Raw genomic sequence first — 22758 nt, 5'->3', positions numbered from 1 at the left:
ACAGTCGCTTATTGACTGCTAATAACACCATATTCTCTTTCTTAGATATATAGTAGTTTGCTGTTTTCTAAAGGAGTTTATAATTAATAGAGCCGATAAAATGGATGTAAAACAATTAGAATTGAATTGTATAATAGTTGAGTTAACTCCATAAGTGATATTGTTTATTACAAAAAACAGGTCAAAAAACTGTATTAGTTTTAATCTACTGATATTCAATATTAGGTATCCTCATTGTAAATATTTAGCAGAAATTCTGATAATTATTTCATTTATAGGTAGTTACTTTGAAAGCTGAAAAATATGCTATTTTGAAATAAATTTATGCTACAGACACAAACAACACTGATTTATAGGCTTTTTAAAATTAACGTTTAAAGTAATTATAAGTACCAATTAGCTTAGTAAACAAAAAACACCTTTAATAAGGTGCAGTGTGTTATTCTCAATAAAGAATAGAAAAAATAATTATATTAACCGATATACTTACAGAATAAATGTTCTAGTATTTCTTCTGGAGGCTTAATACATAAACCTGGGTGAACTTTAGAGCTTTGGATCAATGTACTCCTTGTTGCAGTTAACCACCTAAATCTATTTGGTAAATCTTGTTCGCCAATAACACCGCCTTTAGATCCTCCTTCACAAATTAATTTCCAAGTCTGTAGATAGGTTTCTAATTGAGCTTGATCAATTTCAATATCAAAAGCATCTAATTTTTTCTGTACCACTTTGTATTTTAAATCAAGGTATTTTAATCCTTTGCAGAATAAAATTACTCCAACATTTATAAACTCCTCCCTTTCTACTTTAGGAACAAAGCGAATAACTGCATACTCATATACTTGCTTATCTTGCATTTTTTGCCTCTTTGGTGAGTTGGTCTAAATTAGCAATTCTCGTATTCAAAAATTGTTTGTAAACGGTTTTTCTTTCCTCAGGATTTGCATCTATTCCTTTAGCAGACAACCAATCTTCAGGCAGCAAATTTACAATACCATTTATAACTTCTTCAGTTAATTCTGATTTAATTAAAGCAGCGGCCTCATCTAATTTGGTTGCTTTCTTTAATAAAACATGGTCTTTAATCATAGGAAATGTTCTTTTAGAATGATCTTCCCACCCATCCCAAGAATGATGAAAGTACAGACTTGCTCCATGGTCTATAACCCATAATGCTTTATTCCAATTAAGAAGATTTGTATTTCTATGCGTTCTATCAATGTTTGTGATAATACTATCTAACAATACCACTTTTGAAGCCGCCAATGGTTCAGCAATAGAAACTAAAGGATCGTATGTTATTGCTCCACTTAAATAGCTCATACCTAAATTTAGGCCTTCAGAAAATTTTAATAAATCCTGAATTTCTTCATCACCTTCTGATTTACTAAACGTATCTACCAAATTTATAAGTACTAATTCAGGCATATTTAATCCAATCTGACGAGCCATCTCTCCACCAAGAAGTTCAGCAATTAAAGCCTTTACTCCCTGACCCGCTCCTCTAAATTTAATGACATATTCAAAACCGTCATCACATTCTACGATTGCAGGTAGAGAACCTCCTTCACGTAAAGGCGTAATATAACGCGTCATATTCACTGTACGAATATCTGTATTATACATTTATATTATATTTCGATGTTATTTATAAATCTCTTCAATGTAAATATTATTACTTGAAGATTAAATGAGCAAAGGTGTTTTAAACAATATCTTCTGAAAAAACCGCATAATGAATTTCATTTAAATACTCTTCATTTTTAAATACTGCTTTTCTAAATATACCTTCTACTTTAAAACCAGCTTTTTCTAATACTTTCTGAGAAGCAATATTTTTATCGAAAACTAAAGCACTAATTTTCACAAAATCAAGATATTTAAAACCATAATCTACCATCATTTTAACAGCAGCAGATGCAATACCTTTATTCCAATACTCCTCACCAATAAAATAGCCAATTATTGCTCCTTTTCTATATACATCTTGTCCGTGCATTAGTTCTATATTACCTACATATTCACCTTTGTATTCTATTCCAAATACTGTGGCTGATTGTGATGTTTTAGTATTTTCTATAAATCTATGGGCATGTTTAAAAGTAAACGGAATGGGGAATCTATCTAATAAGTTTTTGGTAATATTCTTATTATTCACTAAATCTATCATCCGTTGACAATCCGAAAATTCTAGTTTCCGTAATGTAATTTTTTTTACGTTTACAAGATTCATATTTTCTTAGGCTAATTATTTACTAAAATAAGCTATTTGAAATAATTAGCGAGATTTATTTAGAAAAATTTAATGTTATCAGCATAATAAAAAACGAATAATATAGCTTTGTCTTTAAAGTATACTATCCGTCTTTCTCAAAATCTTATATAAGAACTAGAAATTAGTTAATTATTATTTTTGCAGTTTCAGAATTATAACCGTTAGAAATTCTTAAGAGGTTAATCCCTTTGGTGGCAGCGGGAACATCTACTGTAGCAACTACATTCCCTTCGATATCTTTAGAAAGTACCGTTTGTGAAAGTATTTTTCCATTTAAATCATAGAAAACACCTACAACGAGTTCAATAAAATATCAAAGATAAAGCTCCTAAAATAGAAGGTTAATGTTCTATCACCTTCGTACAATTAGAATTATAACATAAAAAGCCTTTCAATACAGGATTCACTGTATTGAAAGGCTTTTTTATTAAGTACTTTATTTATGTTTAATTCTGAGCCAAGGGATCTATTTTATTACCATAGTGGCTTTCTAAACCGGCCATCATATAAACAAAAGGTGCATTCCAATTTATCGCAATTTCATTGGTTGTAAAACTACAGACTACGTCTTTATATGTAGTTGCAGGAAATTCATTGTTATAACCACAATTATCTGAGTTATTCTCATTTTGAGGACCTCCAACTAGTAAACCTGGTAGTGGTTCTTTAATCTTATCTGCGTCAGATAATCTATGGTGTATATGCATAGGGTGTTGTTTTCCAGAACCCGTTAAGAAACACATATCTAAAGGATTTCTACCCATTACAAAATCGAAAGCTCCAATTGCTGTATCTATATATTCTTTATTAAAATTAATAGCATAAGCTTGTAAAAGAAACATTGCATGATTAGCCGCTACTGCATTAGATCCCCAAACAAAATCGTTATTGGTTGCTCCCATTGATGTAGACATTGCTGAACTTTTATAAGTAGAAGCTAATACATCCGCTTTTTTGGTCATCATTTTCTTGAGTAGAAGAAAATCTTTCTGAGCAATTTTTGGTATGTCGTACTTCATTGTTAATAAAGAATATATTGCTAAATATTCTACATTACTCCAAGAAGGTACTTTATTATAATCTCCCTTAGACCATTCTACTTTTGTATAATAGGTATCATCCAAAGTAGTTAAAAAGGCTTCTGTATAAGCCCAAATAAATTCATCAGATAAGTTCTTATCATCATATGCTCCTGTTGTAATTTTAGGAGAATATTTTTTATTCATCTCGACCTGATCATAAATTATCGAAGGATTCTTTTCTGCCCAATCCAATGCTTTAATTGCAGCAAGTTTATAATCTTCGGCTAAAGTCTTATCAAATTCTGAAAATACTCTTGATGCATGAAAAAATACGGCTGCGAAATTTAAAGCTGCGGCGGTAGATTTTTGAACAACATACCTTGATTTTTTCTGAGCTTTTGCAGGCATAACCATTCCATCAAAACTTGCATTTGTGAGTTTATGATACACTCCTCCGTCTAAAGGATCTTGCATAGTAAACATCCAATCAAGATTCCATTTTATGTTATCTAAGTACAAAGGTAAATTCTTATTGTTTACGGGAATTTTAAGTTCTATTGGTTTTAAAATATCTGCATAATTTTTATAGACCAATAATAATGTATACGTAGTGATACCAGAATTTACAATATACTTATTATAGTCTCCTGCATCATACCACCCTTTTGGGCTACTAATTGTTGTTTTAGGATCTTGTCCTGGATTAAGTGCTGAGGAATGAATTAGCACTTTATCATCTGGATGACCTCCTTCTCTAGCATAAATACCAGCGTACTCTTTTTCTATTGGAGATGAACATCTTTGTAAATAGTAAGCTTCTACACTAGTGGCTAAAGATTGTTCTCCTAAGTTATCTTTAATATTGATAATATCGGAGTAACCAATATCTTCTATCCACACAACATAAGCCCCTGCTTCTTTAAAACTTGATAAGTCAATTTTCCCGTAAGTCTCTCCTGAAAATTTCCAAGGAGAAATGTTAGTTACATCGCCTTTCAAAATATCTTTTGATTTATCAGCCGATAAAAGTAAAAATTTGGCCGGTTTATCGGTTTTAACCGTAATAATTTTAGTAGCAGTACGGTAATAACCTTCCTGGTTAATTAAGATTCTATTTTCTTCTTTGCTGTTAGAACAACTTAAAAATAGCAGACAGATGATACTTAGTACTATTGGAGATAGTTTCATATTTAGTTTGTTAATTATTCGTTTAATTTCCTTAACAATATACAACCAATTTGAATAATTGTATCAAGAAATATCTATTCCATAGATAATTACTAAAAATGAGATGAAATAGATTTAGAGTTTGATCTTTTAGAGATAGTTTTTGACCTGTTTAGTAAAATCACAAGGGTATAAATAGTCGTTTATATAAGCAAAACTAAAACAAAATAATAGACATTTAAGTAATTGAGCTTTTTGGGTTCAACCTACAAAAAATGAATGTTTCATATCAATATAACATAAAAAAGTATCGATAGAACATGGTTTCAGCTGAGATCATGTTCTTTTTTAATTGATAAATTTTGATGTTAACATTCAATACAATTAGTTATATCTCGTTCACAAAAATTTCGAAACGATGACTGTTTATTTGCGTTAGTATAATTATAAAAAGAAACAATACTTGATTTAGTTCGAGTTTAAGATATAAAGATTAAGAGTAATAGTTAGTTTTTGGGTTATGAAAAAGAGTTAGGGGTTTCTCCTAACTCTTTTTTTGTTTATACAATTTTTCGGAATTTAAATAGAATAACATACTACACTAATATCATCCATATGTGGTGATCTAAATAATTGTTGTGTTCCTTTATCTAAAAATGTTCGTAATAATTCTTCTGCAGGTAATTGTTGATTACTAAAAGTTTTCACACCATCAGTAGCTAATATTACTTTCTGTGTGAAAGAAAATTCTTTATGGTAGGTATAATTAGAAAACCAATTTGTAAATGTATCTTCTAAGAAATAACATAAAAAGTGTGGAATATTTTGTTGGTCGACAAGGATAACTTCATCATCAATATTTAATACTCCATCACCAGACATCATTACCCAAGCTCTTTTTGTTTCTGTATTAATTACAGAAATTAAAATTGTAGTGGCTAATTCAGAATAATCAAGATATAATTTATTTTTTAGTTGAACCAACTGTATAAATAAAGTCCTGGTAATGTACTTTCCTAAAGCTTCTGTAGATAACTCATCTATTAATAATTTATCTGTTAGAGATTTCTTTTTCGGTAATTCTAAACAAATTTTCTTTAAAAGCTTTTTAACAAGAGTAGATGCAAAGTAGCTATCAACACCAGTTGAACAGCCATCCATTACAGCAATTACAGTAAATTTTTTATTTAAGGAGTGCGTATAAAACGCATCTTCATTATGGTTAGAGTGAGATAGACCTTTTTGGTAGACGTTTTTAATCATGCTTTTTATTTTTAGAAGGGAATTAAGAAGAACTAAACCCTAACTTTTGTCAAAAAAAAAGGGAAACAAGCGTCTCCCTTTTTTCATCATCAAAAATTATAATATCTATCATTAATTACACATTCACTTAGTTCAATACGTCATCACTGTTTTGAACCTACATCTATTAATATCAAAGAAGTAAAAATGTCACCCTATTAAAATAAATAAATCTATTTTAGGGGTATTAAGAGTACTTTACCCTTATAGAAGCATGAAGTTATCAATTAAATTTTTTAGCTTTAATTAAATCTACTTATCAACTTTTATACAACTCTTGTACTATGGAAAAAAACGAAGTATCTCAATTATTAAATCAGTTAGATTTACCTCAAGCCAAAGAAAAGTTATACCCATTAGTTTATGAAAATTTACATAATATAGCTAATAACCTTTTTCGTAGGGAAAGAAGTGGGCATACCCTTCAACCGACACTTTTAGTAAATGAAGCCTATTTAAATCTTGTAGATCAAGACCAAATTAATTGGCAAGGACGTACACATTTCTTTGCTGTAGGAGCACAAGCCATTCGTCGTATTTTGGTACATCATGCAAGATCTACAAATGCTCAGAAAAGAGGTTCTGGTGCACATAAACTAGAATTAGAAGAAGGGATTGCTTTCGTTCCAGAAAAAGAAGGAATGGTATTAGATATTCATGAGGGGTTAGAACAGCTTGCTTTAGTTCATGAACGACAAGCCCAAGTAGTTGAACTTAAATTTTTTGGTGGTTTAAAAATGCAAGAAATTGCCGATGAACTTGGCGTTTCTATTAAAACTATTGAAGTCGATTGGAAAGTGGCTAAAGCATGGTTGAAAAAGTTTATGAAATCGGATATTTAATTCATGGATAAAAAACTACATCAGCAAGCCTCTGAAATTTTGGCTAAAGTATTAGAATTACCGAAAGACAATGCACTTGAATTTATAAAGGAAGCTTGTGGAACTAACGAGCTTCTTTATAATGAAGTTATCTCTCTATATAATGAATTTACAGAAATAAATATAGTAGCAGATAACACTAAGAAAGAGAAAACAAAAGAGCATTTCTTCTTAACGAATAAGCAAGAAGATAAAAGTAACTTTATAAATAAGTTAAGGGTTCGTCTTTTTACAAAAAAGCGCTCTCGATTACTTCTTATTACTACAGCTTTAATTTGCCTACTCGGTTTAGGTTACTATTTAAGGCAAGAAGTATATACTACAATTGTGACTTCTGAATTAGAAGAAAAAATTGCAGAAAATAAGACTACTGCTGTTATAATTAAAGATTGGGTTTCTACTGAAAAAGATAAATTACAACGCTTTGCAAAAACAGATATAATAATAAACCTTGGGAAAAGTTTAATAGAATTAGAAAAGAAAAATCTCTCTTTAGAAGAATACAACAGAGAAGTTGTTCCGTTGTCTGATCAGATGCTTAAAATACAAAAGGTCTATCAGATGGAAGCTATTGGTATTATGAGTAAAAATACTCCTATGGTATTACTCAATAGTTATCATGCAAAAATAGGTTTAGCGTCTGATTTTAATTTTGAGCAACTAGGTAATGCGTTTTACACACCTCATGTTAAAGCCAGAAATGGAGAGACACTATTTATTCCTCCTATTCACAATTCTGAATCTTTATTCTCTAAAACAATTTTATATAAAGATGCCGACTGCGTTTTTCTAACTCCTATAAAAGATACAAAAGGAAACATTCTTTGTATTTTATACAGTGCTACTTTTGCTAAAGGAAAATTTTCTAAGTTATTTATTCCTAGTCAACATGGTCATTCATCAGAAACATATGCAATAGATACTGATTTCCAGATGATCTCTAAAACTAGGTTTAATGATGTACTTAAAAGTACGGTTCTTATCCCAAATACTCCAGATGCAACAAGTATCTTTTATATCAATATTAATAATCCAGGAGAAAATGTTATGACAGGTAAAACGCCTGCATTAAACCCTTCTGAATGGCCTTTAACAGAAAGTGCTCAGGCTATTAAACAGTATCTTGATCAACCTTCTTCATTCCAGAATTTTGGTGCTATTAGCCATGTTTATAAAAATTATCAAGGGGTTGAAGTTATCGGTGCATGGAAATGGATGGATGATTTAGGCTTTGGAATTATATCAGAAGAATATGCTGAAGACTCATTAGATATTATTCCTAAGTTAGATTTCCTTTTTATAATTCTATATATCATCATTACGGGGTTACTTTTCGTGCTCTATAACTCCAACATTACTTTACTTCGTTACAACAAAAAAATTAATCAGCTTCATCAATTAGGACAATATAAATTGCTTGATAAAATTGGAGAAGGTGGTTTTGGAGAAGTCTACAAAGCAGAACATGTTTTATTAAAAATGCCTGTCGCTATTAAACTTCTTAAAAAAGAAATTTCTAACGACGATAGTATTATGCGTTTTGAAAAAGAAGTAAAGATTACCTCTTCTTTAAAACATCCGAATACTATTAAAGTATATGATTTTGGTAGAAGCCCTGATGGTAATTTCTATTATGTAATGGAATACATTAAAGGCATTACACTTTCTAGAGCTTTAGAAATTCAGCAACCATTTCCTTTGGGAAGGGTTATTCATGTGCTATTACAGGTTTGCTATAGCTTACAAGAAGCACATACAAACCATTTAGTACATAGAGATTTAAAACCTCTAAATATACTTCTTTCTCAACAAGGTGGAGCTTATGATCAGGTAAAGTTATTAGACTTTGGTTTGGTTAAAAACTTAGAAAGCCAAGATGAAGAGGTAACGCAAATGCATAAAATTGGAGGCACACCAATGTTTATGGCTCCAGAAAGATTAAGAGACCCGCTTAATAGTGATACTAAAGTTGATATTTATGCACTAGGCGCTTTAGGATTATATATGCTAAGTGGAAAATTTTTGGTAGAATTAATTTCTCAGAAAGTGATGTCTGGCGAAGAAACCATCCAAGGTAACTTTAGAGACATGCTAATTGATAGAGATGATGTTCCACACGGTCTTAAAGAAATCTTATTAAAATGTATTCGCTTTGATCCATCAAAAAGATTACAAACTGTAGATACATTGATTACGGTTTTAGAAGTTCAAAATAAACTCCACCCTTGGAGCAGAGAAGATGCTAAGGATTGGTGGAAAACATATGATGTTTATTAAAAAAATGGTCATTTATCTAAAGTTGATAAATGACCATTTTTTTATTTCTTTACTTTAGATAAGTAATTTAGTTCTTCTGCTGTGGTTTCCATAGATCTAAAATACTCTAGAGCTTCAGGGTCTTTGGTAAATGTTACTTTACTCTCCGCCTCTTCTACAATATCTATAATATTTTGAATGGAAACAGAGAAGAAATTTTTCTCTAAATCTACCCTATTCACTCTATACTTATTCAGCTGACTGTGTAACTTTTCTAGTAGAGCTGCAGCATTGTCTGATGGTATCATTGCGTGGATATCGAATGGGTATGGTACTGTTGCATTACCAAACTCATTAATTAACCTGTTAGGATTCTCATCTTGCGTCATACCAATTTTAAATACATCTTCGCCAAATGCTCCAAAATTTGAAAGTATATATACAAAACCCGAAGTTGTATTTTTAGATTGAGAAGTCGCCCTTTCAATATTCTCTTCTACTCTATTTAATTTTAATTGAAGTAATTCTACTTGTTTCTCGTTGGCTTCTTGTAATGCAGTATTTAAAGCTTCTGATAACGTCTCTTTTTCTGATGTCAAACGTTCTAACTCTTGAATTACTTTCCCTTGCATCACTTTTTCATCATGCATCTGATTTTGTAATCGAGTTTGTTCTTGAACTTGAATATCTTTTCTTACCAACTCCTCAAAGCGGTGTTTTAAATCTTTCTTGGCACCATCTTTACCTTCTTTATCTTTAAAGTTATGCACTTCGCAGAATTCAAAAACTTCTTCTAATTGGTGTTTCACTTCTACGTAATTACTAGAAGTTACTTTTGTGGATAAGAATTCAACATAGTCATTTATCAAACGCTTTGCTATAGCAGACAGGTCGTCTCCTTTAACTACTAACTCACGTTCTAAATCATTTAAATTAGTATCATATTCATTTTTCTGCTTCTCTAACTTATTTTGGAGTGTTGTGTAACGCTCTAAAAGGTCATTATACTTTTCATCAGAATTAGATTTTACACTTAGTAAGTTATTCTGTTTTTTTAATTTCTTACCTCTTAGTAAAAACATTACAGGAATCAACAAAACAAATACTAAGGCGAAAATAGTAGCAACTGCGTAAAAAAATTGCTCTTGCATTATTTAAAAAGTTAGATTAAAAAAAAGAATATCCTACTAACAAATTTATGAAAGTATGAATCAGTATCAACAAAATCATTCCATTTTTTTAAAGATGCCAACAATATTAGAAAGAAGCGATGTAACTGTAAACTTGAATTTGTAACATAATTTGACGAGATTCATTTCATCTGAAAATACACACAAATAAAAACATTCAATAAATGGTTTGGGTACTACTCTTTATGCTCATTTTCTCGTCTACAAAAGGGGATGAATACATTATTCCTAATTTCGAAAAGTATGTAAAAAAACATATTGACGATAAAGAAAAAGTGAAAGCAATTGTAGCTATAGTAAAGGAATCTGCAGACATTAGAAAGGAAGCAAATAAGAAAGATAAGTTTAATAGAAAAGAATTAAATCAGCTCTTTGTTAAACGTACTACAACTACGTTAGAATTTGATGTTTTCTATGATTCTGTAATTGCTCATAAAACTGCAATTCGAAAAACGAATATTGAAGTTCTCTCCAAGTCTCAAGAAATAATATCTGAAGAAGAATGGGGGAAATTTATTCCTGACTTAAATGCAGATATTGAAAAATTACAGGAAAAATCTGATGAGAAGTTAATTAAAACTGCAAAATATTTTACTCAAGTTAAGAAGACAATTCAAGCCGTTATACTAGATAAAGACCGAGAAAAACAAGCCACTCTAGCTTTTGATTCTTTTGAATTAGTATTAAACCACTCCTACCAATCTATTATTGATAAGGTATGTGATAAAAATTCTATTCTCTATCATTACAATATAACTGATGAAGAATATGAGAAGGTTAATAACTATTTAAATAAAGTTACACGAGAAGTCTTTGATGCTTACAGTGTATTACATAAAGAATTGGTTGACGCAACAACCGAAGATGAATGGGATCACTTTAGTAAAAAGTTATCCATTCCAAAAACAAAATAATACAAAAGCTCTCTATTAAATTTTAATAGAGAGCTTTTGTATTTTATAGTGTACTATTAGATAGCCGCATCGTAAACCCAATGTCCATTTTCTTTTCTAAAAGTAGATTTTTCGTGAATAATACCCGGCAGATGTTTATCTAAATAATAGGCTTTAAATTCTACTACTCCTGTAGCATCTTCTTCCTTACCATCTATAACATTCAAGATATCTAGTTTAATCCATTGCACAGCCTTTGCCCACCTTTCTGTATCTCTTCGTTCTGCTTTACTAGTAGGTCTAGTTTTAGAATAATGACTTTTATGAAGGTAATTTCCATTTGCCATAGTAAAGGCTGTATATCTAGAACGCATTAACTGTTCTGCTGTCTTTACTTTCATAATATCTTTATGGGCTACTCCACAACATTCTATATATGTTTTACCAGATCTACAAGGGCATTCATTAAGTTCTTTCATCACCACTATTTTTATTTAATCAATACAGTAAAGTTAAACGTTAATGTCATAAAATAAACGAATACTATACACTGTTTTTTACGTTTAATTAGTTATAATCTTTAACTATTCGATCTTAGACATGAAAAAATTATATATAAATTTTGTGTTTCTTCTACTTTCAATCTCAGTATTTGCATCGGAAGAACATCCTACAAAAATAAATTCATTTCAATTAGAAGATAACATCCTTTCTTGGGAAACTAGTTTAGAAGTTGATAATAATAAATTTCTAATAGAAGCATCGGTTGATAAAAATAATTGGGCCACTATCGGAGAAATAAAAGGGCAGTCTTATTCGTCTATTCATAGAGAGTATAGCTTACCAATTTCAGCACCAAATACAACAACATATTACCGTATTAAACAAATTGACCTTGCTGGAGATACCATAACTTATAATAAGATTACGAGTTATGCTGTTGCAAAAGAGAAGCCTTTCGTAGACTACGAGATCATTGATCAGAAAGTAAGTATATCTACAAATGATGGTAATGTTTCTGTTATGGTATTAAAAGCTGATGGTACTCCAGAGGTTAAGTTATCTAATTTAAAAGATCATTCGGAAATCAATTTACTTTCTGGTGTTCATTTTATAAAACTTAAATCAGAACACGAACAGCTTTTTGAGCAAATAATTATAGAGTAAATATCCAAGATAAGTAAAAAGGCTTGATAGTAATTTAATTATTATCAAGCCTTTTTTTTGCTTTTGTCTCGTACTGAATTAGTGCAATAAACGCACTTCTTTACGATTTGAATTCTACTAATAACTCTATAGTATGTTCCTTATCTTTGTGTAGTAAATTTTCTCTGTAAACTAGATAATCATATTCTTTTTCAGGTACCATTATAGAATAGTAATCTTGTATACCTGTTGTTTTATCTTCGGATAAATACCAAACTGAATACCATGTTTCTCCTTCGTTGGTAAATTTCATAAACTTATTGTCAACTACAGAAATAGAACCACTATTTAAACCCGATACCAAATTTTGTTTTATCCCTTTATAAAATTTTGCTTTATTAGCCGCATCTGTATTTTCTACATGTTGCATTAGCATTTGCATAAATTTAAATTCATTATTTGCTACTACCACACTTAAATCTGCAAACTTAGCCCCTTGAGGAAGTAAGCTATACTGGTATATATTTTCTATGTAGAAATTATCAGAAAGCGTATCTATGTTTACCTGTGCTCCTGTAAACAAAGACATTTTATCCATTTTTCTTTGTACTTCTTTATTCGTATCTCCTACTTGAATTAATTCTGGAGTCTCTGATTGATGTTGTGCGACTTCTTTTTGAACAGGTTTGTTGCTGATACTCTTTTGCTCTTGATTACAAGATACAACTACACAGGTAGCAAGAACTAGTATTAATTTTCTCATTTTTATTAAGTTTAATGTTAAACATTATTATTTATAACGAATTATTTATCTCTTTGATTTAAATAAAAACATCTAATAACAAATGTTTAAAATGGCAGCATCTCTTTTTTATAAAAGTAGAAAACCGATTTTGGCAAAATTGCCAAAATCGGTTTTCCTTATAATTTTATTATTTATATTTTAAGATTAATCTCTAAAGATTTTATACATTTCACTAGCAGAAACAACACACATTAATGTAATAAATATTGTAAGAACAGAAGGGAGTAAAATTGATTCCATGAGATTGCTTTTTAAAGAGTTTTTATTTTTTGCTTTATTTTAAAGCTTACATATACTAATATCAAATGGTAGAAAATATCACCCTGTTATTTTATATTTTTTCGGTTTTGGCAAAATTGCCAAAACCGAAAAAAGGTCAACATCTCTGTTGACCTTTTGTATATATATTTAACTAAAAATTATTCTTACTTTAAACCAAGTACTTCTTTTATTTCTTCTTTAGAAACACCTTGTCTAATTAAATCTCCTAAGCTAACGCCTTTTTTGAACTTCAAACGACGTTTTGTGTTTTTATCTTCAAATTGAAACATAATTATTTATTTTGGTTATAATCTATTTAACGCTAGCTTATATCAAAAGTTTAATTATATCACTAAACAAATTTGAACAATTCATAATAACATCTTAAATATTAAAATCTATATGATAATGTTCATCATGCATTTCATTTACTTCAGGAGGTAATTTTTTTGCAAAATAAACTCCCCTACTTAATAATTTTTGTCCTGACGGAGTAGAAAATATCTTCTCTTTAAATTCAATCCTTATAATAACTTGCTTAATACTAATTCCATTTTTCTTACAAGCAATATCAAGAGCTAATATATGATCTGCTACTTTTCTAAAATCATTAGATATATTACTTGGTATAAATACCTTTCCAATAATTTTTGATAGTAAAGGGTTTAAAAAATTTAAAAGGGAATACCTCTGTTTATAATTGCCTAAATAATCTGTTTCTAAAAAATAATGGAAAAGACCCCAATGATCTAAAAATGTATAAGGTTTACCCTCTTGTTGTTTTGGAATCATGAAATCAATACTTAAACCATTTTCATGACTTCTATGTAGGTATAGGTTTCCTCCAGAATGATCACTACATTCCATATAATAATAGAAACAATCATTTGAAATTGTATTATTCAAAGATTCATAACTATCTAAAACACTTCTGGAAACCTTATTATTTACATAAGCATTATCCATTAAATAATAACTTATCCCACTAAAACTACCATAATTTTCTCCTCTATATGGTAATAGCCATCCTCTCTCTAAAGTACCATTAAAACGTGTTCCATGTGAAACACTTTGCCCCTTATTGGTATGAAAAAGCTCTCTAAAAGAAAGAAAACCAATAGATATTATAATTATAGTACAACTTAAAATTGTAAAATATTTTACTAAGTTTAGAAATTTTCTCAACAATAATTTCATGATAATAGTATGATTATTCTCCTAATTAGAATAGAATTTTTTAAAATTCTGTTACTAATAAAATAGAGTTCTAATTATTTTAATTTAAAATGATATTAAAATAGCACTTTACGTATAACACTATAAATATAGAACGTCTAGATGCAATAGATTAACACCTTTAAAAAATAACTTCGGTAAGAATATCTTGTATTGATAATTGTAAGTGAGGTCTATCAACAAAATTTGTCCAATCACCTCCCCAAACTAATCCTTGATTTTTGCCAAAACTGCCAATTTCATCCCATTTTTTAGAACTCCAGTAAGGTTGTCCATTTCTATACTCGCAAACATCTACTGCCCACCCATAATTATGGTACGATAGCCCAGGGATTGCATTGGTTACAATACCTCCTTTTGTAGTCCGTCCTTGATTAAATAACTTCTCCTGTTCTTCAAAACTTCTAAAGCCTCTCACAACACGTAGGTCTATTCCTTTTTTATGTGCAGCAGTAAGTACTTTCGTCACTTTAGCTGCTAAAATAGGGTGTACACCATTCTTAGTAGGATATGGTTTTGTTCTGTTTACGGTTTTTAAAACGACAACTAAACCACTTTTACAATAAGAGAATGTTTTTCTAGGGTGAATCAAGTAACTGGCGGTAGTAATGGTAATTATTAAAGTTATGGCTAGAAAGAAGTATTTAAAAATTGATTTAATTGTTTGCATTGTCTCATCATTAAAAAAAAATCCACCTTACGTTAATAAGGTGGATTCTATATTACTTCTTTATTTGCTCATTCTAGTGAAGCTTTCTCGCATTATTTGTAACTCCTGATGCTCTTCTACCATATTGTAATGGCTTTCATGAATACTCTTTATGGTTTTATCAGCAGTAATGCTTAATACTCCTATTGTAAGGTTTTGTTTTTGTACCTGAAGAACTGCGTCTTCTTGTAATTTATCATGTACAACAACATAAAACTTATGACAGAAGCGCGATAACTCCTCTAAAGAATGAAGGTTCTCTAAGTCTGCAATTGTAGAAAAAATTTGGTACCCAACTATAGCAGGAGCATATTCTTTCTCATTCAATTTAACTAACTGTACAACGTCTATATTCTTACTCTGGCGTACCTGCTGATTCTGCTCAATATATCTTGCAGAAAAATCATTAAAGTGTGTATAACGAAGTCCTGTTAGGTTTAAAGTATCAAATTCTAAGTCTGGATGACGAAATGCTAAAGCAACACGACTAATAGTTGATATAGACTCCTTATTATTTAATAATAATTGAATCTGACGAGGCGTAAGTTCTTTGTCGACTACTTTTTTAGACTTAGAAATAACACTTTTGTCTTCCTTTTCTTTATTTCTAATATCAGACCATGCTTTATGAATTGAAGTGACACCATCCATTACAGATGAAAGTAGATCATTTGACCCCTTTTCAATCACTTTCTTCATTTTAGTGACATTCTTAGTAGATACTCCAGCAATCTTAGCAGCTTCTTCTGCCCTATTAATTTTTCCTGAAGCACCTATATTTAAATCACTTTTAAAAGCATTTATATCTTGTTGTTCCACAGAAACAACTTCTTTTTCAGCTTTCTTTGGGGTAGTTGTTGTTTTGTCAGCAGCTCCTTTATTAAAGGCCTCAACTTGTTTCTTTTTACGTTCTTTAGCTTCTATGCTTAAAAATTCAGTTAACTGTAAAGCAATTCTGATTTTTTCTGCATCACCAATATTTCTTCTTCCTAATTGATTACGAAGCATCCAAATACGTACATCATTGTAAGATTCAAATTTCATCTCTTTAGAAGGAATGAAATCTAAATTCAACTTAATTGCTGCTTCACATCTATGGTGACCGTCAACAACAGTGTGTACAACCCTAGCACCTGATTTATCTCTTAAAGTATGCGTCCAATACAAGATTGGCTCTCTAACACCTTCTTCTTTAATTGAAACCTCAAAATTAGCCGCCTCATCGTCGTTTTGTTTACGAATAAGTTCTCTAAATTCTGGTTCGATATGAAAAGCACCCGGAGATTTATAATCAATTTGCGTTAATTTTTCCTGTGATTTCTTTTCACGAAGGGTAGTTTTGCCCTCTTTTATCCTTTTCTCCTCTTTTTGTTTAAACTTATCTAGGTTCAGCATCAGATTTCTGAATTGTAATTTGGGGTATTAAACAGTTATTAATCAATAATAGGAAGTAATTCGTTTACTATCTCCTTCACTTCTTTAGTGATTGAAGTATTGCTAAAATTAGTATCTCTTTGGTACTGAATAGCATCTGGTAAGAACGAATCCATCAATTTTAATCCCATATAACCATCTAATTCGAATGGCATTTTAGATTCTTTCACCGTTCTATTCACTCTATTTCTAATACCAATTATCTTAGTTGGTAAATCTAAAGAGTCTCTTACATCTGCAATGTTAGAAATACTCGATATTGTAGGCCCTAGAGCGGTTTCGTTCAATGTTATCGGAACAACTACATCAGAATTAGCGATAATACTTGTAAGTAGGTCTGTAACGGCTACATAACCTGCAGTATCTACCAATATGTAGTCATACTTGTACTGACTTTCCTCAATTAGCTTTCTATATTTCTCAGAAACGGCAATAGAATTGGAATCAAACCCAATTACTTTTATGTTTTCATGTAATCCGTTCTCAGAATACATTACTAAAGTTTGCTGAGGGTCGGTATCAATACATAAAACCTTTATTTCAGGGTGTTCTGTAACAATACCAACAGCTATTTGACGCAATAATGAGGATTTTGTATTACCACCTTTAGAATTAATTAAAGAAATGACCTTAGAAGGTGCTCCTTTAACGATGTAATCTAGGGGAACTTTGAATACGTCAGCTATTTTAGATAAACCAGAGTAAGGAATTTCTACTTTTCCTTTCTCCCATTTTATTAAACCTTGCACAGAAATGTCAATTAGCTGAGCTAACTCCTTCTGTTGCATATTATTTTTCTTACGAAGTTTTACTATGTTGTCTCCGATCATCACTTCGGTTAATTATATTATTGTATAGTTACAAACCTACAATTTTTCTATTAAAGGCGCAATATTCTTACTTTGATTATACTAAAGATTAATTAAAAAAATAAAATATGTATCATAATTCCATTGAAAATACGGTACAACTATACATTTTTTTAAATTACTGCGCATCTCTAAAGATACTTATGTAATAGAATAAGCTAATCTGTATAGATATACCGTATATAGATGTTCAATAATTACTATATATGTATGGTCTTACCGCGCAATACTGCTCTAAATTATTATATTATGTATAGATATACCGTATACATTCTTCTAATTGGAAATAAACTAAGGTATATCTATACATACTTTATGTATAAAAGAAAAAATAATTAAAAATTTAAATATAAAATTGTCTCAATTATGAGGGTTCCTTATATATAGTTATTTATATTGTTCTTATTATAGGGCGCCATAACTTACTGATAATCATATAATAAAGTACTAAGTAGATGTATAGATCCCCCGAAGATAGATGTATAGATGTACCATACTAAGATGTATAGATGTACCGATAAGCTATGTATGACAATTCTGAGCATATCTATAGATTACCCTTTTATGTATCTAAAACAGCCTATATGTATAGTTTTACCGTGTATTTATGTATAGATATACCATAGAATGTACTTTAATGGTTTTATATGAATGGAAATGACATACATTTAAGCGAATTAGTGGTCATTAGAGGCTAAAAGAAAAAGAATACTACTTTTTTAAGTAGAAATATAGAATTTCTGATCAAATCAAACAGTAAGAGTGACTACATAAACTGGCATTTATATGTATTAATTGACTGAACTAAGTATTAAGTGGTTTAATTATGTATCAAAATTCCTAATATCAGTAGTAAAATACTCTTTTTCATACTTTTTTATGTACCATAATCTCTATCTATGTATAGTTGTACCGTAATTTCAATAGTAAATACTTACAGATATGGTATATCTATACATCTAAAGACAATTTTATTCTTCTCAAACTTTAAATCTGTACCACTTTCTATTAATATGTATAGATTACCCGTATAATTTAGTCAATTTTACTACTTATCATATCTTTAAAGCATATAAGAAGTATTTTGATACATTTAAAGTCAACTATCTTTTATAAATAAGGTACATGATTACTCAAATCTGTATCATTTTGGCTTATTATGTATAGATATACCGTATAATAGGAGAGTTTAAGAGATAGATGTATAGATATACCATAAGTTTTAATAATTGAGTAAAATGATTCGTTTTAATGTATCTAGGTTCTTAAATATGTATAGATGTACCGTACAAAAATGAAAATATGTACAAATTACCCGTCAATTATTTGTATTTATGTATAGATATACCGATATAGTGACTGCTTAATACGGTAAAGCTATACATATATAATAATTTCCAAACGTAATATTGGTTTTTGTCGATGGACATTTTAAATAAAATTCGAACAAGTAGTAATAAAGTAAAGAGAAGTAACCGATTTATTAAGGCGAAGCAAAAGAAACCCCTTCCCTTAGTATCTCAGAAGCTACTCCTATTTGCCTTTACATTAAATGATTTAACGGTAGAGGATGAAATCGAATTTAAAGTTTCTGAATTTTTAGGTCGACATCCTGGTGGAAAGGATTTAAAGCAACTAGATTTTGGTTGTGATGCTTTATCGAGTGCAAAAATAACGCTAGGAGAGGGAGATCACGACTCTAAAACATTTGATAGAGAGTATATTCCACTTTTTAGTAAGATTAAATTAGACAAGACTTCTATAAAGTTTCAGTTTAATGGAAACTTTAAAAATATATTATCGCCAAGTTCTAATTATACACAATACCTGTATTCTAGTGTGCGCCATATGCGTTCTCCTCATGCAGTAAGAATGTATGATTTACTCTCTCAGGGTGTTGGTAAATACAATTCTAGAAAGATATCTGTAGAAGAACTAAAATCTATATTAGGTCTTTCAGATTCAAAATCATACAAAAGTTTTGCAGCCTTTAATAGATCAATTTTACAGAAATGTTTAAAAGATATTAATGAGAATACAGACCTAGAAGTTAATCTCGAATTAATAAAAACAGGTAGAAGGTGTACGCACTTAGAGTTCTTCTTTAAGAAAAAAGAGAAAGAACAGCCTAAAACTATAGAAATTGGACAAACGGCCAATCAACCTGTAAATAATGCAGCTCAGGAACCTCAGCAGAATAGTCTACAACAGAAAATGAAGATGCTCCAATCTTTAGGCTTTTCTAGAGAAGAGATTTTAAGAGAGTTATTAAAAACAGATGTAGAAGTTGGTGGTAACGAGCAAGAAGAAACAATAGATGTTGATCCTGTTACGGTTAATGAACAACCAATGCAACAGGCTACAACTACTCCTAGACCTACATCTCAAGGTTCTTTAGAATTTGATTTTCAGGAGAAGGTAGACAAACTTCATTTAAGATTGAATGAGATTGGTTTAACAGCAGAGGTTGTATCTGTTGCCATCAAGAAATACCAATCTGATCCAAATTGGAAAATATGGCCAGAGTTGAATAACGTAAAAATGGCAATGAGAGATGGAGCAAGTTATCCAAATAAACATACACTTAAGAAATGGATTATTGATCAGAAATAATCTATACTTCTAAATAATAAAGAATGGGTAGTCTATACATAAATAGGCTACCCATTTTTGTTTTATCCAATTATGTATAGGTTTCCCGTAAATATTGTGTTAGCGTCCATAAATCAGCCAAAAATGTATGGAATAGATATCTAATGTATCATTTTATGATAAAAGCATTTGAAAAAAGATACATTTTGCGGTATATCTATACATATTTAAGTAAACTGATACATTAATCTGGATTTTAATACACAGTTTGGAAAACCAATACATCTTTTCAGATTTTGATACATAAAAAAGCCTTCTAATCATTTTTTAGATTAGAAGGCTTCCCAATTTATAATTTAATTACGCTATTTCTGGAAATACTATATTTTTTAAAGTATGTACATCGTAACGTTTCCATGATTTAATTTTACTACCATCTTTTAGAAATTCCATCTTCAAACAAAAGTCATCTACAAGCTCATCGTAATAGGCTTCAATGATTGTACATTGTAGTTTTTCCTCAATAATGTTCACGCTATCTAAAATAGAGTCAATTTCTTTCATTGCTAGCTGCATACCTTTTTGTAAAAGTTTGAATACATCAACAAAGATAGGTGATTCTTTATTATGTATAACGAAAAATTTTATTTATCCTCAAAAATGAAAAAGCTCACCACATAATGATGAGCTTTTACTTAATCTTATATTACCCTTTAATAATGTGGTCGATTATTAATCGAACCATGAATACCAAACAATACATTCATTCATATTGTTTTAAAATTTATATATTTTTTTAAATTAACGGTATATCTATACATAGTTAGGTTTATACGTACTTAAAAGCTGATTTGCCTGACGGACATTTAAACGAAGTAATTTCATTAAAACTTTATGGTCTTTAATTTCCCCAGTTTGAATCTTTAGAATTATTTCCTCTTCAAAATTATTTGATGTAGCAACAGGAACTTCAGATGTGTATTGAACAGGTGTATTTATATTCTGAAGAGGGGTAACTGCATTTGTAACTTCTTTAGTACTAGTAACTTTTGTCTTATTGGTTAGCGTACTTGCTATAAATGCTACACAAAATAATAAAATGGAGAAGCACCTAAAATCGTTAGCAAGTTGTTCTGCATCTTTACTTTTTTTACTGATGATAGATAGTAACCTTTCCTTTTCTAGTTGTAGAGTTTCTAGTTGTTCGGATGCCGTTCTATATTGTTCTACATTTCTCCAGTTTCGTTTATTTGCATTTTGATGAATAATTTCCATTGTTTCATCTATCTGATTATCAATTTTTTCTGTAGTAGGAATATCTGCCACATCTAAAGTATGTATAGATTGCCCGTTCCATTCTGCATAGAAAACAAACCCCATCAAAATAATAGCTATTAGAATTGACTGAGAAACAGATTTTGTCTCTTGATAATGCTTTATTGTTTGAAATGTATAATGATGCCCAAGTACAACAATAAATACTGCTATAAAAATAGCAACATATACAGAACTTACTTCTGCTAAAAAAAGGAACGATACATAAGAGCTATACATTAATGATACTAGAATTAATGAATAGTCTGCAATTTTAGAAATCGACATATTAAAGAAGTATAGATTTTAATAAAATGAACAGTGGTCAGATTGACCACCGATAATATAATGTTCTGTAATGGCCCTTTAGAACTGTGTATAGGAACGAAAAGTCCATAATTATATCAAAGAGTAATTGATAAAAATGAAAATAATTCTGCTGATAAATTCAGACTGTAATACAAAAAGTAAAGTGATTTTACGGTACAACCCTACTTTAAGATTGATTGAATTTGGAAGGTAAGAACGGTGGTCAAGCTGACCACCGATATTTATATCGTAAGAACGTTATTTTTTTAATTGATTTAGCACACTTTCTAGATAAGAAATAAGCTCTTGCTTTTCGCCAGTATCAAGGTTTTTATTCCAAGATTTTACTTGAGAATCTATCTTAGAAATATAAGAGCCTAAATAATTTATATCTCTTTCTCTAGGTTGAATGACCTCTTGGTTTGTGGACGAATCTCCCTTTAAGAAAGCAACTAGATCTAAAATTTCATCTAACTGTTTGGCTGCTTCAAGCATTTTTGTTCTTGTATAAGAAGCCTCACCTGTTAAATACAAAACTCTTTCTATGGTTGGTAATGCATCAACAACAGCAGCAATAGAAGCGTCTCTTCGGATTGTCTTTTCTCCAATTCCATGAAGTTCTGCTAGCTTTTGAGCTAATTTCCCACCACTTGCTGCTCTACCTAAATTCTCGGTAGACTTGTGCATATTATAATGTAAACCTCGATAATACGAAGTTTCGTTACTATTTAAGTTTCGTCTACCCAGTTGTAGCTGAATCATATACTCTTTTACTTCTTCTAAAGAAGCGTAGTATTTGTATTCAACTTTAAATTCAATAGCATGTTTTTTACAGATCTCAAAACGATGATGACCATCTATAATATAAAGTTCATCATCATTTTTTTTCCAAATCTTTAATGGATCATGACAGCCTTCTTCTTGTACAGAACGTTCTAACTGAGCAAATTCTTCTGGCTTAAGCTTTCTTATATAATGCTCTAGCTCCGGAAGAATAGAAATAGTATCTCTCACTTCAGCTTTTAAACTTTTGCCAATCGTAGATTGAGTATTTGATGGCATCTGAAAATTAAAACTCTTACCTTTTGCCATAA

The 22758-nt window shown here is 30.2% G+C and carries 22 protein-coding genes; 5 read left to right on the top strand and 17 right to left on the bottom strand.

The window, feature by feature from the left end:
* Window positions 1–473: 473 nt before the first annotated feature.
* The 6 genes from EI427_RS22120 to EI427_RS22095 all read right to left on the bottom strand — a co-directional run bounded on the left by EI427_RS22120 (window position 474) and on the right by EI427_RS22095 (window position 5730).
* Window positions 474–860 carry a DUF3037 domain-containing protein gene (locus EI427_RS22120; protein ID WP_126619128.1) on the bottom strand — a complete coding sequence of 129 codons (387 nt, stop codon included), beginning with the start codon at window positions 858–860 and terminating at the stop codon, window positions 474–476.
* Entirely contained in the window at window positions 850–1629 is a 780-nt protein-coding gene (locus EI427_RS22115; protein ID WP_126619126.1) for a HipA family kinase, read from the bottom strand. The genes EI427_RS22120 and EI427_RS22115 overlap by 11 nt, the downstream gene beginning before the upstream one ends.
* Window positions 1630–1708: 79 nt before the next feature.
* A complete protein-coding gene (locus EI427_RS22110) occupies window positions 1709–2236 on the bottom strand; it encodes a GNAT family N-acetyltransferase (protein WP_126619124.1) in 528 nt (175 codons plus the stop codon).
* Between the two features lie 163 nt (window positions 2237–2399).
* Window positions 2400–2585, bottom strand: coding sequence for a T9SS type A sorting domain-containing protein (locus EI427_RS26450; RefSeq protein ID WP_126620425.1), 186 nt, complete (start codon window positions 2583–2585; stop codon window positions 2400–2402).
* 139 nt (window positions 2586–2724) lie between these two features.
* Entirely contained in the window at window positions 2725–4488 is a 1764-nt protein-coding gene (locus EI427_RS22100) for a glycoside hydrolase family 9 protein (protein WP_126619122.1), read from the bottom strand.
* Between the two features lie 558 nt (window positions 4489–5046).
* Entirely contained in the window at window positions 5047–5730 is a 684-nt protein-coding gene (locus tag EI427_RS22095) for a protein phosphatase 2C domain-containing protein (protein WP_126619120.1), read from the bottom strand.
* A 323-nt stretch (window positions 5731–6053) separates the two neighbouring features.
* On the opposite strand from EI427_RS22095, the gene EI427_RS22090 reads away from it, so the two are divergent.
* Both EI427_RS22090 and EI427_RS22085 read left to right on the top strand, forming a co-directional pair.
* Complete coding sequence (locus EI427_RS22090; protein WP_126619118.1) at window positions 6054–6611, top strand: sigma-70 family RNA polymerase sigma factor; 558 nt, start codon at window positions 6054–6056, stop codon at window positions 6609–6611.
* A gap of 3 nt (window positions 6612–6614) precedes the next feature.
* On the top strand, window positions 6615–8927 hold the full coding sequence (locus EI427_RS22085; RefSeq protein ID WP_126619116.1) for a serine/threonine-protein kinase: 2313 nt from the start codon (window positions 6615–6617) through the stop codon (window positions 8925–8927).
* Between the two features lie 41 nt (window positions 8928–8968).
* Here EI427_RS22085 and EI427_RS22080 read toward each other — a convergent pair whose 3' ends face one another.
* Window positions 8969–10057, bottom strand: a complete 1089-nt coding sequence (locus EI427_RS22080; RefSeq protein WP_126619114.1) for a GIY-YIG nuclease family protein — start codon at window positions 10055–10057, stop codon at window positions 8969–8971.
* 203 nt (window positions 10058–10260) lie between these two features.
* Between EI427_RS22080 and EI427_RS22075 the strand changes: the two genes are divergently transcribed.
* Window positions 10261–11010: a hypothetical protein gene (locus EI427_RS22075; protein ID WP_126619112.1), complete on the top strand. Its 750-nt coding sequence runs from the start codon at window positions 10261–10263 to the stop codon at window positions 11008–11010.
* 56 nt (window positions 11011–11066) lie between these two features.
* Here the strand turns inward: EI427_RS22075 and EI427_RS22070 are convergent, their stop codons facing one another.
* The gene (locus tag EI427_RS22070) at window positions 11067–11468 is read right to left on the bottom strand and encodes a YchJ family protein (RefSeq protein WP_126619110.1); all 402 of its coding nucleotides are present in this window, start codon (window positions 11466–11468) and stop codon (window positions 11067–11069) included.
* Between the two features lie 121 nt (window positions 11469–11589).
* Here EI427_RS22070 and EI427_RS22065 point away from each other — a divergent pair, with 121 nt between their 5' ends.
* Complete coding sequence (locus EI427_RS22065; RefSeq protein WP_126619108.1) at window positions 11590–12156, top strand: hypothetical protein; 567 nt, start codon at window positions 11590–11592, stop codon at window positions 12154–12156.
* Window positions 12157–12256: 100 nt separating this feature from the next.
* Here EI427_RS22065 and EI427_RS22060 read toward each other — a convergent pair whose 3' ends face one another.
* The 6 genes from EI427_RS22060 to EI427_RS22040 form a co-directional block, all read right to left on the bottom strand.
* Window positions 12257–12898: a hypothetical protein gene (locus EI427_RS22060; RefSeq protein WP_126619106.1), complete on the bottom strand. Its 642-nt coding sequence runs from the start codon at window positions 12896–12898 to the stop codon at window positions 12257–12259.
* A gap of 467 nt (window positions 12899–13365) precedes the next feature.
* Window positions 13366–13491, bottom strand: a complete 126-nt coding sequence (locus EI427_RS26375; RefSeq protein WP_260412626.1) for a hypothetical protein — start codon at window positions 13489–13491, stop codon at window positions 13366–13368.
* A gap of 94 nt (window positions 13492–13585) precedes the next feature.
* Window positions 13586–14398, bottom strand: coding sequence for a hypothetical protein (locus tag EI427_RS22055; RefSeq protein ID WP_126619104.1), 813 nt, complete (start codon window positions 14396–14398; stop codon window positions 13586–13588).
* A 160-nt stretch (window positions 14399–14558) separates the two neighbouring features.
* Window positions 14559–15107, bottom strand: coding sequence for a M15 family metallopeptidase (locus EI427_RS22050; protein ID WP_126619102.1), 549 nt, complete (start codon window positions 15105–15107; stop codon window positions 14559–14561).
* A gap of 60 nt (window positions 15108–15167) precedes the next feature.
* Window positions 15168–16541 (bottom strand): ParB/Srx family N-terminal domain-containing protein, encoded by a 1374-nt coding sequence (locus tag EI427_RS22045; protein WP_126619100.1) that lies wholly within the window; start codon window positions 16539–16541, stop codon window positions 15168–15170.
* Between the two features lie 38 nt (window positions 16542–16579).
* Complete coding sequence (locus EI427_RS22040) at window positions 16580–17410, bottom strand: helix-turn-helix domain-containing protein (RefSeq protein ID WP_126619098.1); 831 nt, start codon at window positions 17408–17410, stop codon at window positions 16580–16582.
* A 1461-nt stretch (window positions 17411–18871) separates the two neighbouring features.
* On the opposite strand from EI427_RS22040, the gene EI427_RS22035 reads away from it, so the two are divergent.
* The gene (locus EI427_RS22035) at window positions 18872–20062 is read left to right on the top strand and encodes a replication initiation protein (RefSeq protein ID WP_126619096.1); all 1191 of its coding nucleotides are present in this window, start codon (window positions 18872–18874) and stop codon (window positions 20060–20062) included.
* Window positions 20063–20401: 339 nt separating this feature from the next.
* On the opposite strand, the gene EI427_RS22030 is transcribed toward EI427_RS22035, so the two are convergent.
* From EI427_RS22030 to EI427_RS22020, 3 genes are all read right to left on the bottom strand, one after another.
* On the bottom strand, window positions 20402–20617 hold the full coding sequence (locus EI427_RS22030) for a hypothetical protein (RefSeq protein ID WP_126619094.1): 216 nt from the start codon (window positions 20615–20617) through the stop codon (window positions 20402–20404).
* Window positions 20618–20854: 237 nt separating this feature from the next.
* Complete coding sequence (locus tag EI427_RS22025) at window positions 20855–21643, bottom strand: hypothetical protein (protein ID WP_126619092.1); 789 nt, start codon at window positions 21641–21643, stop codon at window positions 20855–20857.
* Window positions 21644–21922: 279 nt separating this feature from the next.
* Window positions 21923–22756, bottom strand: a complete 834-nt coding sequence (locus EI427_RS22020; protein WP_126619090.1) for a ParB/RepB/Spo0J family partition protein — start codon at window positions 22754–22756, stop codon at window positions 21923–21925.
* Window positions 22757–22758: the final 2 nt, after the last annotated feature.

Origin of the sequence: Flammeovirga pectinis (assembly GCF_003970675.1) — a bacterium.
Taxonomy (GTDB): domain Bacteria; phylum Bacteroidota; class Bacteroidia; order Cytophagales; family Flammeovirgaceae; genus Flammeovirga; species Flammeovirga pectinis.
The sequence above is the reverse complement of the archived record's forward strand: the minus strand, read 5'-3'. Positions and strand labels throughout refer to the sequence as shown.

Coding starts and splice junctions, on each gene's coding strand:
- EI427_RS22085 (WP_126619116.1), top strand. CDS start 6,615: ATGGATAAAAAACTACATCAGCAAGCCTCTGAAATTTTGGCTAAAGTA.
- EI427_RS22075 (WP_126619112.1), top strand. CDS start 10,261: ATGGTTTGGGTACTACTCTTTATGCTCATTTTCTCGTCTACAAAAGGG.
- EI427_RS22095 (WP_126619120.1), bottom strand. CDS start 5,730: ATGATTAAAAACGTCTACCAAAAAGGTCTATCTCACTCTAACCATAAT.
- EI427_RS22060 (WP_126619106.1), bottom strand. CDS start 12,898: ATGAGAAAATTAATACTAGTTCTTGCTACCTGTGTAGTTGTATCTTGT.
- EI427_RS22070 (WP_126619110.1), bottom strand. CDS start 11,468: ATGAAAGAACTTAATGAATGCCCTTGTAGATCTGGTAAAACATATATA.
- EI427_RS22115 (WP_126619126.1), bottom strand. CDS start 1,629: ATGTATAATACAGATATTCGTACAGTGAATATGACGCGTTATATTACG.
- EI427_RS26375 (WP_260412626.1), bottom strand. CDS start 13,491: ATGTTTCAATTTGAAGATAAAAACACAAAACGTCGTTTGAAGTTCAAA.
- EI427_RS22035 (WP_126619096.1), top strand. CDS start 18,872: ATGGACATTTTAAATAAAATTCGAACAAGTAGTAATAAAGTAAAGAGA.
- EI427_RS22120 (WP_126619128.1), bottom strand. CDS start 860: ATGCAAGATAAGCAAGTATATGAGTATGCAGTTATTCGCTTTGTTCCT.
- EI427_RS22025 (WP_126619092.1), bottom strand. CDS start 21,643: ATGTCGATTTCTAAAATTGCAGACTATTCATTAATTCTAGTATCATTA.
- EI427_RS22055 (WP_126619104.1), bottom strand. CDS start 14,398: ATGAAATTATTGTTGAGAAAATTTCTAAACTTAGTAAAATATTTTACA.
- EI427_RS22045 (WP_126619100.1), bottom strand. CDS start 16,541: ATGCTGAACCTAGATAAGTTTAAACAAAAAGAGGAGAAAAGGATAAAA.
- EI427_RS22030 (WP_126619094.1), bottom strand. CDS start 20,617: ATGCAGCTAGCAATGAAAGAAATTGACTCTATTTTAGATAGCGTGAAC.
- EI427_RS22065 (WP_126619108.1), top strand. CDS start 11,590: ATGAAAAAATTATATATAAATTTTGTGTTTCTTCTACTTTCAATCTCA.
- EI427_RS22080 (WP_126619114.1), bottom strand. CDS start 10,057: ATGCAAGAGCAATTTTTTTACGCAGTTGCTACTATTTTCGCCTTAGTA.
- EI427_RS22050 (WP_126619102.1), bottom strand. CDS start 15,107: ATGCAAACAATTAAATCAATTTTTAAATACTTCTTTCTAGCCATAACT.
- EI427_RS22040 (WP_126619098.1), bottom strand. CDS start 17,410: ATGATCGGAGACAACATAGTAAAACTTCGTAAGAAAAATAATATGCAA.
- EI427_RS22020 (WP_126619090.1), bottom strand. CDS start 22,756: ATGGCAAAAGGTAAGAGTTTTAATTTTCAGATGCCATCAAATACTCAA.
- EI427_RS22090 (WP_126619118.1), top strand. CDS start 6,054: ATGGAAAAAAACGAAGTATCTCAATTATTAAATCAGTTAGATTTACCT.
- EI427_RS22110 (WP_126619124.1), bottom strand. CDS start 2,236: ATGAATCTTGTAAACGTAAAAAAAATTACATTACGGAAACTAGAATTT.
- EI427_RS22100 (WP_126619122.1), bottom strand. CDS start 4,488: ATGAAACTATCTCCAATAGTACTAAGTATCATCTGTCTGCTATTTTTA.